At 61.9% G+C, this 12,997-nt stretch carries 7 protein-coding genes; 3 read left to right on the top strand and 4 right to left on the bottom strand.

Annotation, left to right across the window (positions count from 1 at the left end):
* Positions 1–331: 331 nt before the first annotated feature.
* Positions 332–820, bottom strand: a complete 489-nt coding sequence (locus tag HNP02_RS32785) for a hypothetical protein (protein ID WP_184444815.1) — start codon at positions 818–820, stop codon at positions 332–334.
* A 794-nt stretch (positions 821–1,614) separates the two neighbouring features.
* Between HNP02_RS32785 and HNP02_RS32790 the strand changes: the two genes are divergently transcribed.
* Both HNP02_RS32790 and HNP02_RS32795 read left to right on the top strand, forming a co-directional pair.
* A complete protein-coding gene (locus tag HNP02_RS32790) occupies positions 1,615–2,409 on the top strand; it encodes a GPI inositol-deacylase (protein WP_221318298.1) in 795 nt (264 codons plus the stop codon).
* A 70-nt stretch (positions 2,410–2,479) separates the two neighbouring features.
* A complete protein-coding gene (locus HNP02_RS32795) occupies positions 2,480–6,688 on the top strand; it encodes a caspase family protein (protein WP_221318299.1) in 4,209 nt (1,402 codons plus the stop codon).
* 433 nt (positions 6,689–7,121) lie between these two features.
* On the opposite strand, the gene HNP02_RS32800 is transcribed toward HNP02_RS32795, so the two are convergent.
* The 3 genes from HNP02_RS32800 to HNP02_RS32810 all read right to left on the bottom strand — a co-directional run bounded on the left by HNP02_RS32800 (position 7,122) and on the right by HNP02_RS32810 (position 10,846).
* Positions 7,122–9,068, bottom strand: a complete 1,947-nt coding sequence (locus HNP02_RS32800) for a hypothetical protein (protein ID WP_184444818.1) — start codon at positions 9,066–9,068, stop codon at positions 7,122–7,124.
* A gap of 398 nt (positions 9,069–9,466) precedes the next feature.
* Positions 9,467–10,051, bottom strand: a complete 585-nt coding sequence (locus HNP02_RS32805; protein WP_184444845.1) for a heparin-binding hemagglutinin — start codon at positions 10,049–10,051, stop codon at positions 9,467–9,469.
* A gap of 207 nt (positions 10,052–10,258) precedes the next feature.
* Positions 10,259–10,846 carry a hypothetical protein gene (locus HNP02_RS32810; RefSeq protein ID WP_184444819.1) on the bottom strand — a complete coding sequence of 196 codons (588 nt, stop codon included), beginning with the start codon at positions 10,844–10,846 and terminating at the stop codon, positions 10,259–10,261.
* 1,106 nt (positions 10,847–11,952) lie between these two features.
* Between HNP02_RS32810 and HNP02_RS32815 the strand changes: the two genes are divergently transcribed.
* A complete protein-coding gene (locus HNP02_RS32815) occupies positions 11,953–12,408 on the top strand; it encodes a hypothetical protein (protein WP_184444820.1) in 456 nt (151 codons plus the stop codon).
* The last annotated feature ends 589 nt before the right edge of the window (positions 12,409–12,997 follow it).

Consider the following 12,997-nt stretch of genomic DNA (forward strand, 5'->3'; position numbering starts at 1 on the left):
CCTTGCCGAGCAGTCCTCGCAACGGCGCTGTGAGAACTTTTTGTACTGAGATCGAGCGTTCGCGCGACTAGCACGCGTGCAGAACGAGGTCCGCACTCGCACAGTGATACGTCCTGGCGAAGAAAACCCCATAAGAGACGTTGCCCTCTCAATCCCCAAGCCTGTCAGGATCGCACTCGTCGCCACAGGAGTAGCTAGCGGCGGGAACATGACCGAAGACTTGTCTCTTGCTCATGTTCCTACCGAATTTGGGCAAATGCTGTTGGCCGAACTTCGCCTAGCGGGCGAGGAGGAGATGGAGCGACTGGTAGACGGTGACGCTTAACCCGCCCTATGCCGATCGCCGGCCATTGAGTCCGTTCCGCGATGCGTCCACTCGCGCGGTGAGGTTCTGCACCTTCGGCGACTCTTTGTTGACCCGCTGGAGTAGAGCCCACATCTTGACCGCAATGATCGCTTGCTCCGTGGTGGTTGGTTCGTACTCGTACTCAATCAACAGGTCCCGCAAGTCCGCATACTGTGCCCGCGCGATGGCCGCAATCTCCCGTACCGGCTCGATCACTAATTCCTCGGAGGTCAACATGAGGATCGCGGACGCGTGCAGGTCAATCCGCCGGTAGCAGTCGCCCGCCGTCGCTTCAAGTGGTCCGCGCCAGCTGCTCAGAATTGCCCCAACTCCCTGCCAGTCGATGCCTGGCCCCCCATGCTCACCGGTCATGACCTGACCGAGGAACGTCGCGTAGCTCGTTGGCTGCTCCTGTAGCGCAGCCAGAAGCAGGTCGTGGTGTTCGATGAGCTTGTCGAGTTCGTGGGTCGTCATGTTGTGACTTCGGTTCGAGGGGGCTTTGCAGACAACTCATCGCCCCACGAAGCTGTGACACGCGGCGCGCACGGCTTTTCCTGGTGTGTCCAAGTCTGCCATTTTCTCACCCAGTGCACGACAACTACGGCGCATGCGAGTTAACCCGGGCGCGTCGCCGCTCGAACGCTATTGCATGTTTATTGCATGAGCTTTGTCGAGTAGGGCTAGATACCGCCGCTGACCTGCAAACTAACTTGTGCGCGATACTGGGATTGAACCAGTCGGCGCTTGCGCCCAATAGCATTCCCACCATTGCGCAACATAGGAGCATCTGCTATCCAGTGGTTCGGACTATGCGGTCGGCGAGCCGGTCCTCGACGACGGCCATCCAGCACTATCACCGACGATTGCGAGCTGCCGTCATCCATTCGCGGCACCACTGCTTGCCGATGACCTCGCCGGCCCAACGGACAGCAGTGGAGCCAAGCCAAGGCGCATCGCCTGTGGGTTTGCTGGGCAAATGGTCATTCTCGTCAGATCTTTGGATATGATCTTGTCCTCTGGCGTTGGGGGGCGCGACATGACACTCGGCAGGACACTGCACGCGGCGCTCGGCGCTGCGCTCCTCAGATATCCGGAACGGCTCCGGCGACGAAAGTCCTGGCATCACAAGACGACAACGACCGCCTAGGTCGACGGCGCGGTTCAAGGAGCGACTCATGGCACTGGTAGTCGGCGTGCACGGAATCGGGCACCAATTTGATACGTCTGAAACACTCACCCCAACGTGGGCTCCGGCATTGGCGGGCGGAGTGCGGCTCGCCGGCGGAACCTTGGCCGCGAGCGACGTCACGGTTGCGTTCTACGGCAACGTCTTTCGCCCTCCGGGACGCGCCCTGGCGGCGGGCGAAGGTCCTCCGATCGAGCCGGAGGACTTGGACGACTTCGAGCAGGAATTGCTCATGGATTGGTGGAAAGCGGCAGCCGCGAGCGACAAGTACGTCCCCAACCCCAACGCGAAGTACCTCGGAACCCCGAAGCTGGTCCAGGACGCACTCGTTGCGCTGTCGAATTCGAAGTTCTTCGCTGGTGTAACTACTGTGATGATGCGCGACAATCTCCGCCAAGTACGAGACTATCTACACGACGACAAGGTACGTCGAGACGTTCGTCAGCGAGTAACCGACGCCATCGACACCGATACCAAAGTGTTGGTGGGGCATTCTTTGGGCTCGGTCGTCGCTTACGAAGTGTTATGTGCGAACCCCAAATTGCCGGTGACCACCTTCGTCACCTTGGGCTCACCGTTGGGAATAGCCAACCTCATCTTCGACAAACTCGACCCGGCGCCCCGCGCCAAACCCAAGCGCGGGTTCACCCTCAAACGCAAAGGTCCGCATGACCCGCGCGGACAGTGGCCTGCATCGGTCACGAAGTGGACCAACATCTCCGACGAGCAGGACGTGGTGGCCCTCGAGAAGGATCTGAGACCGATGTTCGGGCCGAAGGTCGCCAACTATCTCATAGACAACGGCGATGAAGAGCATGGCATCAAAGGGTATTTGACTGCTCCTGAAACCGGTGCAGCCATCGCTGCGGGCTTGTGACACCGTGCGATATCTCCTGACGTGTGCACTGTCGGAGATCTCGCGCCACCGGGACTTGGATCGACCGGAATTGGCCGACGACATCGCTCGGATGGTCGAGTTGTTCTGTCACACGACGCGCGAGAATCAAGAGCCATACCAACACGTCAAGATCACCACGACAGGCCGCAGTCCGACGGCGCAGACGTTATTGCATCGGCTGCGCAAGTTTGCCCTGGAGCGGACGAAAGACGACATCGTCGTCGTCTACCTCACGGGGCACGGCCAAGTCCGTTCTTGGGATGAGGATCGTGTCCATGTCCTGCTGACCAAGGACAGTGACACGACCGACCTTCACATCAGGGTGGTCAAGTCCTCTGACGTCATCGAAATGCTTCTCGCTGGGACGAGGATCCGCAGATTACTGTTCATCCTCGATACCTGTTACGCCGGCACGGGCGCCCAGAACGTAGTAGCCGACGCAGTGAACCGATACAAACCACCCAATGACACTGGGGGTACCGGCGTTTACGTCATCGTCTCGTCACGTCCCACGGAAACAGCACTTCCAGGCGTATTTACCGGGTGTTTGCAACGCGCAATGCAGGCGGATTCCGTGGCGGGCTCGACAGTCGAGTGGTTGGCCCTCGATGCCGTCATGAAGGCGATCGATGATGACGTGCAGCGACCTCTCGCCCAATCCGTGATTGGGCATCGGGTGGGTACGAAGGGCGGTTGCCCAGATTTCCTGCCGAATCCGCGATTCCGCCAAAGTTTGCAGGGCTCCGACCTTCTCAGCCAAGAGCGCCTGGTGGCCGCCGAAGTTCGAGGCGATGACGTCGACGCGCGCTTCGCCCCAGCGGCCCACTGGTTTACCGGGCGGCGTGCAGCGCTGGAGGCAATCTCCGGCTGGCTGCTTGACGACGGCCAACCCCAGTGTCTAACTGTCGCAGGCAACGCCGGCTCGGGAAAGACTGCGCTGCTTGCCATCACCGCGATGCTCGATGACCCGGAGCGCGCCCCCTCTGTCCCGCGCAACGGCCTGCCAAGGGCGTTCCCCGTTGGTAAAGGACTGATCTCCTACGTGCTCGACGTCGGCACGTCGACACCCAAAGAGGTGCTCAATCAGCTGGCTCAACGCTTCGACTCGAACGCGGAGTCGTCGGCTGACTTGGCCGCCGACATCCTCGAAGAGGACGTGGCCCCGATGATCGTCCTGATCGACTCACTCGACGAGGCGCGCGACTCCCACGACCTGGTAACTGACCTGCTGCAGCCGCTGGCTGCCGGCACGCGTGGCAAGGTGCGATTTCTTCTCGGCACGCGCCCGGCGCTGCTCACCGCGAAGTTACTGCGACACGAAAAACTCGGCCCGCCTGCAGAAGTGAACCTCGATGGCGTGGAGTACGCCGATCCGAAGGGCATCCGCAACCACGTGGAGCGGATACTGCTCAGCGAGGATGCGTTGGACTCGACCTACAAACCCTCCGGCGCCTATCGCGACGCGCCGAAGCGACAAGTCCGGGGCGTGGCCGCGGCTATTGCCGACGCTGCCGATACGTCGTTTCTGATCGCGCGAATCATCGCGACCACCGAATCAACCCGCGCCGAGGTTGCCGATCCAAACGACCGTACGTGGCGCGAGTCGCTACCCAACCGGGCGGCCGACGCAATTGAACGGGACCTCGAAGAACGCCTTGGGGAGGACGTCGCCCGTGCCCGCCGACTGCTGCTTCCGCTGTGCTACGCACTTGGCCCGGGCCTTCCTTGGGAGGACATCTGGCCTACGCTTGCCCAGCGACTCACCCCCGGAGCGCGGGTGACGACCGAGGACTTGATGTGGCTGCGGCGCGCTGCTGGCTCCTATGTTGTCGAAGGCAACGCGTCCGGGCGATCTGTCTATCGGCTCTTCCACCGGTCGTTGGCCGATCATCTGCGCGACGAACGCGACGAACCAGCCGACCAGCGCATCATCGTCGAAACGTTGCTGGCCAGCGTGCCGTCCACCATCGAGGCAGGCCGGGACTGGTCGTCGGCGCATCCGTACCTCACCAGCCATCTCGCCACCCACGCCGCGCTGGGCGGTCTCGTCGACGATCTGCTCACCGACCCAGGGTTCCTGGAAGCGGCCGACACGACGTCAGTACTGGACGTCGTTTCCCTGGCCGGCACCGAACAAGCACGCCTAGCCGCTCATGCCTTCGAACGTGCGGCTGCTCGGCAAGCGCAGGAACCCGAAGCGCTGCACATTGCGGCGCTGCAGGTCGGCGCGACGGCAATGGCGGAGCGGCTTCGCGAGCTGCACTCCCGTAACAACCGCCGTTGGTGCTCGAAATGGGCGTCCTGGGCGCAATTGCGCGATCCGGGCCGCACCGTCGGTAAACCCCAAGACCGGGCACTGGCGATGATCGCCGTCGCGGCTACTGACGGGCCCGCAGTCGTGGTCGCGACTGCGCACGGCATCGAGCACTGGAAACTGAATCGATCGACTCCCGTCGCGCAGAAAGACTTCGATCAGTACGTCAGTTGTATAGCCGTGTGTCAGTGGGATGAACTACCCGCCATTGCTGTCGGCTACGCGACGGGACTGACGACCATTCACACCCTCCCCGATCTGCACCCCGTAGCAGAGTGGTCGGCACATGAGGGTCCAGTCAAAAGCCTTGCCGCCGCACGGGATCGGCCATTGCTCGTTACGAGCGATGACGATGGCCGAATCAAAGTCTGGTCGATTCCCGACCAGGTCCTTTTGCGCGAGCGGAACGACGCGCACGCTGCCGTCTACCAAATCAAGGTCCTCGAGTCCAAGAGTGGACCGGTGCTCATCAGCTGTGGGGCTGCGTGGTGTGACTCCGATCAACCCGATGGGCTTCCGACGGTGGCGGCTTGGAGGTTGCCTTCACTTGCCCCGATGGCGGCCTATCGAAGAGCTGACGGCGACCCCAATATCGTCGGCGTGGACATCGTCGTCACCGACGAGGCCATGCGCATGCTGGCCTACTACGCATCCGGCACCGAGGTGCTTGTTTTTCAGGACGGCGATGACCCTGTCATATCGCTTGAGGCCGATACGGAAGACGCGACTATGGAGGGCACCTACTTTGCGCTCGGCGGCGGCGGCGGAGTCCTCTGTCGCAAATACGACGTCGTGCCTCTACGGCTCCCGAACGGTGCCGATGGGCGGTTCGTTGCGGGTGCTTCGGTCGAGATGGATCCGCAGGTGTGGTGCGGACCGTTTCTGATCAACGGCGAAGAGTTCCTGGCCGGTTGTGATCGCACCATCCGCCTGTGGCGCACGTCGCGGATTACGCCACCGGTCCGTGAAGAAAGCGTGCAGACCAGCTGGGGTGCAACGGAATTCAAGTCAGTCTGCCACGGCGCGGGTGTGCTGCACGCTGGGTCGGCCAGCGGTGAGGTGACGACCTTTCACGCTGAGTCGGGGGTGCTCGTCAATAGTCGACAGATTGGGAGCGGCGCAATCATGGCGCTCTGTAGTGTTGTGCTCCCCACGGGCCATGCGGCCTTGGTGCACGTCACCCACGACGGGCTGCTCGCGGCCTTCGACGACACTTCGCAGAATGAGCTCTGGTCACGGCAGCTGACACCCTGTTCGACGCAGGCGCTAGCCACGGCGCGAGTCGACGACGGCCCGGTGATCATCGTCCCTACCCGGGTGCCCAGTCCCGGCTCGCCCACCGGATGGTATGGATGCACCCTGCTGGACGCGGTGACCGGTCAACCGCTGCAAAGACGCCCGGGTGAGTACCTAGACCCCTTGGTCTTGGATACCTATGACAGTAAAGCCTTGACGTGCGTGGCAGCGGCAGAGATCGGCAGCTCGACCGTCGTCGCGGCTGCAGGGCGAGCGCCGAGACTGTACCTGTGGTCGCTGGGCGAAGTCCCACTGCCAACCGAACTGCAGGCGTGCAGCGACATGCCCATCAGTGCTATTGCCTTCAGTCCCGGAATTCTGGTCGCCGGGACAGTCGACGGGACGTTGGAATGTTGGGACACAACGGATTGGGATGGACAGAGCCGCGGCTTTTGGCACGGAAGGAGCCGGCGGCTGTGGACAGTCTCGAGGGCCCACCCGCACCTGACATGCCTCACCACGGCCGTCATCGACGAAAGACCCGTGCTGGTCAGTGCCGGGGGCGACCGCATCATCCGCGTCTGGGAGCTCGACGGCACCAGCTCGAATTCGATCACCATTGACGAGGAAATTCTGTCGCTGGACATCACGCCCGATGGCCGATGTGCGGTCGGAACCCATCGCGGAATCCTCGAGATGTCGGTGTAGTGACGTATCTGACATACCGCGAGACGCGTTCCTGGGTTCGACAGCTAGAAGTGAGGATCGATACAGGGAACGTCTTGGATCGGCGTGGCGGTGTGTCGCGAAAGTCGGCTTGACGGAGTCGAGTGTTATGGGCGAACCACTCCGGTTGGCGCGCGAACGGGAACCCTGACCCCATGGATAGCAGCGGTTATTAGGAGTACAGCCCCGAACCCGAACGGAGTTAGGTTCTCGAGATCGGTCAAGGCGTTCGTCGAGTAGCTCATCGGCTGGGCGAATGGAGCGGTTCCCGGCCAGCGAACGGATCGGAGACCGCACCGCCGTGATCAATCGCAACCCAGCAACGATCGTGCCGAGGTCGCGCATGAGTCGACCCTAGGGTCGTCCCGGCTGCCGGTTCGTCGGTAATCAGTCCCGCTCACCGTGGCGGTCGGGCTCAATCATCCCTGTCGTCATCGACGGTCGATTCGACGAACAAGGCATCGATGTCGCCAGTCGCTTTGACTCGCTCGAATCTGTCGACGTGGTCGGCTCGGTAGCCATCCATGTGAGATGGGATCTCAGTGCCCGACAATAGCGCCCGCATCGCCTCGTTGAGGCACTGATGGCCGAGGTTGAAGGCGAATATCTTGACCGATTGGCACGCGGTCTCAGAGACTGGGCCGCCGTGAATGGCTGAGTTGCGCAGACGCTTCAGTCGGGCGAGATGTCGGTCGAAACGTCTGCTCTTCTCATCGAGTTGGGCGAGCATCCCCTCGGGCGTCGCCAACGCGTGTTCGACTTCACCCAACTCCCGCGAAAGCCAATGATCCGCATAGAGGCGTCGCAGCGTCCCGATGTGGTCGGCAGCCTCGCGCACCGCGAAGTACTCATTCGCGCCCGCCGTTCGCGTCAGGCTAGACTTGAGTGTGAACAGCTCTGTTTGGGTTCGAGCGCCGGGGCGCCGATCTGGTACATGGTTGACTGCAGTCCTGGTGCAATGGCTGATGAGTTCGACGACTCGGACCCGAGCCTGGGCTTTCTTCAAATAGTCGGTAGCGAAGCCGGCCCAGTTCCTGGCGCCGTCAGTCGTCCAGGCGTTGACATGCTCAATTGCCCGCACGGCCGCCATGACGACCGCCTGAGGACTCTCATCGGAAGCGGCCTTGAGGGCAGTGGTCATGCAGATCGCATCCTGGAGATCGTGCATCGATCCAGCGTCCAGAAGTTGGTTAGCGCGAGACATCCGATTGATGTCGCGGGCCATCCAATCGTTCTGTGAATAGTACGGTTCCGGACTGTATTCCTTCGGGCCCCAGGACATCAGCGAGCGACGCTCGCCGTCGATGTACAGCAGGGAGCCTCTCAGTAGCTTCCACGCGTCCTTGGCGCAATGGTTTACCGCCTTGATGGACTCCACCAACGTGATGGCTTTCGCCTCGGCCGTGTGAACTTCGATGCCCGGCAGCACGACTCGGGCATACGCCATGTTCCAGTCGTCCTCCCATTCGACCTCACCCTCGCTGAGGATTGGCCGTCGCTCAGGTGGAACTGGTGTGAGGACTTCCGTTGGTACGACGCGGAAGAACTCCTCCACACGAGTGGAATCGCGAATGAAGGCGCTGAGGATCGAAGCGTTGTAGAACGTCACTTGCCCGTGCGTTGCTTCATGTCGCGGCAATGAGGTCGGGGCTAGTCGTAGCCAGGCGATGCAATCACCGAGGTATGCCGGTCGAGTCAACACGTGCTCGCACAGTTGAATTCGTCTCCACGTCGGTAAGCCGGTTGGCTCCCAACTCGGAGGAAATATGCGTTCGTGCTCAACGCCGACCTCGCGGTCTAACTCTTCTTGGACCGCATCCGCTACGTCTTCAAGGACGGACCGCAGGCCCTCGAATGTCCCGAAGCTACCGGCGACATCGAGGTTCCGTCCCTGCGCGATGGCATACAGCGTGTCACGCCGAAACGAGATCTGCTCACTCGTTCGCGCGGGCTGCTCAGCCGCCTTCACTAAGTCACGCCAAGCAGCGATAATCGCTGCCTCGGTTACCAATTCGTTCGCGAGTTGCTCGAGTCGCTGGAACACCTCGACGCGAACAGTCGCGTCGATGCCGTAGGAGATCGAGCCATCGCTCCGAGTCGTCCGTGAAAACAGACTTAGCAGCAGCGAATCGATCCGTGATGTGAGTGGCGTGACGAGGCTCTTTAGCTTCGGCCCGCTCTCCGCGACGCTGTCACGCAAGTCGCCGATAACCTGTATCCAGTCATCGAATTGAATGGACAAGAACTTACGTCGGTCCGCTACCCAGTCCGTGACATCCGCGGTCGCGGCCGGAAGCGTCATGATCGCGCCGCTGCTCGTTATTGGTTCCTTGAACTGCAGCTGCACGCTGAGCTCTTCCACGAGGCTTTCGTGCTGGCGAATGAGCACTAACAGGACCGGTCGAAATCGCGAGTCACTTCAGAACCGCCCCGCGGGTATTACCGCCGCATACCTCGTTGAGAGCTGCGGTGTGCCAGACGAATCCAAGATCAGTGGGTAGGGGATTCTTCGGGTCGGATACCTCGTCGTTGGCCCGGTCCAGTTCGTGATCTCGGCCGTTCTCAATCCGCCGGGTGTCCCGTCGATGAGGAACAGCTTGATTTGCTTCCCGCTCACTCGGACACCGTAGCCATCGGCGGCCACTATCGCTCGGAATGCGAAATCCCGGAACTGTCGGGCGCCTCTCAGTGGACTCGCGACTTGATTATGCGTCTGTTGGCGCCGCGCTGTGGGCTAGCTCGACGATCGGACAGCCGAGCTCACTTACGGTGGGTCGTCGCCTTCTTCGCGGCAGCCTTCTTCGCGGGGGCCTTCTTGACGGGGGCCTTGGCGGCCGCCTTCTTCACGGGGGCGGCACCCTTCTCGGCCTTCTTCGGCAGTTCGACGCCGACGAGCTTGGCGGCGCGCTCGCCGACGGCGCGGGTCTGGCTGGCCACGGTGCCCAGGGCATCCTGCGTCAGTTCGACGGCCTGATCGGTCACGCTCTCGACCCGGTTCGCGGCCTCTTCGAGCGCGGGCTGGCTGCGAAGGCGCGCGAGCGCCTCCTCACCACGCTCGACGAGCTTGTTGTAGGTCGTGGTGGCTGCCTCGGCGTAGCCCTCGGCGGCCTTGCGCAGCTCGTCGCTGTTCAGGCGGCCACGGATCTCGTCGACCTGGGTGGGCAGTTCTTCGCCCAGCTTGGACAGGCGCGTGCGCCCTTCCTCGACGCGGGCCCCTGCGTCCATACGAGCTTCTTCGGCCCGCTCACGCAGGGCGGCGACGATCTCGTTGACGGTCGCGAGCGCCAGATCAGCGGCGCCAACGGCGGCAAGCAAGGACGCCTTCAAATCACTCGCAACCGGCACAGTCGCAACCGGTGAATTGGAGCCGCGTTCACGCTTCCGCGTGGGATCGTTCTCCCGCCTCGGCCGGTACGGCGCTTCATCTTCTTTTGGCGGCGGAGCTTCGGGCTTCGGAGTGGGCTTTTCACGCTTGAACGGGTTAAAAGCCTGGTCGTCGCTCAATCCCACCCCATCGTCGAAAGCATTTCAGTCGATTGCCAGCGCAACCATTCACGCCCAGAGCCAAACCAACGCCACCCAGGCGCACAACTGAAGAGCGCCGACAACCACTGCTCCGAAGTAGAACCTGCGGGCGCGACCCATTACCGGATCATTCGCGTCTACCGCGTCGTCGTTATAGAGCGCAAGGTCACGGTACAGCTCGCCGACGTTTTGAACAGGCGAAAGCTTGCGGTCGATGTTGCTGTCGATGATTACCTTGGCACTCGCCGTCGTGGATAGTTTGGTCAGTCGGGGCCAAAGCAAACAGATCGCCAGCCCAACCGAGAGCACCATCAGCGACGTACCGGTTGTCGCCAGTCCGTAGAACCAAGCGCTTCGGTGGCCGCCAGCGCTGACCTGCGGATTTATGCTCGACCCGACTAAGAAAGCAGTGGCAGAGCCGACGAACGCCAAATACCCAACGAGCCGCTGTCTGATATTGGAGAGTTCGTCTGTCTGATCCTCAAGCGCGCGCACGGACTCGTCAAAGGCGACCTTGTACATGCTGTCCTGCGCCTCAGCCGTTCGAGCCGGCTTCGGCCCCCCTTGGCGAGGCAAAGTTTCCTCCGATCCTGCCTGAGTCTTTTCGATGCTCACTCAGATCCACCCCGTCCGCGCGCAACGAACACCACGTTGGGCGCGACGAAGGCACGCCGTGATGCAAGGCTAACGCAACTAGAACGTGGGTGCCCCGCGTTCCATGACCGTTCTAACGGCCTTCGTCTGATTGGCCGAATCGTCATCTTGATGGCCTCTTCGTGGTCCTGGGCAGGTCTGTGTTCAGAGTAACCAGATCAATGAATGCTTGTTCTCGGGTCTCCTGGGCCGCAGGCCTCGGCATGGTCGTCGAGCTCGGTGCAATACCAGCGGGGGTCGCGACGATCCAGACGCCAGCAGCCATTCACGCAGACGTTGCGCTGGGGTCGGTAGGCCGCCACGCGGTCGGGCCACCGACCAGCGCTGCTCTGCGGGGCGCTGGCCAGTGGCCGACTCCCGAGGCCCAATTGGATCGATTAATCGCGGCACTATCAGCTGCGGCCGATGACGAAGAACGTCCCGACGAGGAGCGGAACCGATTCAGGCAGGCCGCGGGGTGGCTAGGCGGAGCGGCGTCGCAGGTTGCGACCGCCGCGCTCGGTGGCGCAGGCGGCACTTGGCTATCCAGCTAGCTGATGCGTCACACGTGGTGCGCATACTCGGCGTATGACGAAACCCGATGAACTAACCACCCTCCGGCCAGCCCTTGCGGTCTGCGACGAAAACGATGGTGCGGCCTACGCCGACTTTGTGGCCGAGAGGCTCAGCGTAAAGACAAGGAGCTTGTGGTGCTGAAGCTGCTCCCCGCTATTTCCAATTACTTCGAAGTCACTGCCTGGTGATGATGGAATCATTGTCGTCCGGCAGCCGACCGCCGAGGCTCGCGGCTCCGCCGACCGGTAGGCGCGCAGCCTAGGGTCGTTCGGTGGGATCTGAATTACGAAGGGCTACAACAACTCCCAGGCCAGCCCGATCCTCTAACAGCAGGTGTCCCGCCGGGATATCGCCGTGGATGATGCCCTGTCGACGCTGCGAACGGAAACCATTGCGCAGGAATCGAAAATGTCTTGATCGTCGGGCACAGGTGTTAGCTTGGCGCTGTGCTCGGAGAATCGTGGGAAGGCCAGTATCGGCGACTAAAACGGTCGCACGCGAAGTTGCATCGCGTGGCCGATCAGAACAATTACGACGAGACCGTCCACCAGCCCGACGCCGCGCGCGACATTCTGTTTCATTTTTGCTTGGATGCGTTCCACCTGCGGGACTGGATCCAAAATGCGTCGACCCTGACGCAAGCCGTTCGCGACGACGTGCGTCATCTTTTTCGCAGTAGTACACAGCCACAACAAGTTTCGTCAGCGTTGGCCGCTTGCGCCGACATAGCCAACGGGACGAAACACCTAGTTCTCACTCATCCGCCTTACACGCCCGGTGGGCCAGCCGAAGTGACGGGCCAAACCCAAGGTGCGCGCTTCCCGATGACTTTGCCGTTTCACTTCGCGGCCAATCACTGGACTATCAACGTGGGCGGCGCGGAGCACGATGCGCTCGACCTGGCGAACCGAGCCGTTGCTGATTGGGACGCGTGGCTGACCGCTCGCGGCATCGCGTTACCGACATAAGGCCAGGTCAGATCCGCAAATTCTGACGTTAATCGTTGGCTCATCGTTGAGCGCAACCAGATCAACGCGCTGATCTGCAACGATCATTGTTTCCCGGCAGGTGTCAGACCTGCCGGGTTAGCCGCGTCCGCGTGGCAGTGCCCGTTGCGACTGCCGGATGACAGCGCGACCAGCCTCGCGGGCTGCGGCCTGGTCGGCGCTGCTCTGCGACGTGCGCTCGCATGTCGGCAACCACGTCGTTGACGTCGGTCAACGTCATCGGCTGGCCGGTATAACCGGCTGACCGGCACCGACCAGCCAGTGTGGCGCGTCCCGGTCGAACTCGTCAGACTGGCCGGTTCCCGACGCTCTGCGGCCGTCTCGCTGACGTTCGGCGTCGTCGCGTGTTTGGCTGAAACCTCGACCTCCACAGAGGTTTTGGCGTTGATCCCAGCGCGGTCGAGTGCTTCGGTGATCGCTTTCAACTTCACGTGTTCGGATGTGTTCTCGTCGGTTGACGGCGCTCATCGAAGATCCCCAGGTGTGCTTATCGGAATTCCCCACCTGTGAGCAGCGGTCAGTGTATCGGTTGGCGGGTGCCGGTGGTGGC

Source organism: Mycobacterium sp. AZCC_0083, assembly GCF_014202335.1.
Classification (GTDB): Bacteria; Actinomycetota; Actinomycetes; order Mycobacteriales; family Mycobacteriaceae; genus Mycobacterium.

What these genes read in the sequence shown, in the direction of transcription:
- HNP02_RS32785 (WP_184444815.1), bottom strand. Translation starts at nt 820, where the DNA reads ATGACGACCCACGAACTCGACAAGCTCATCGAACACCACGACCTGCTT.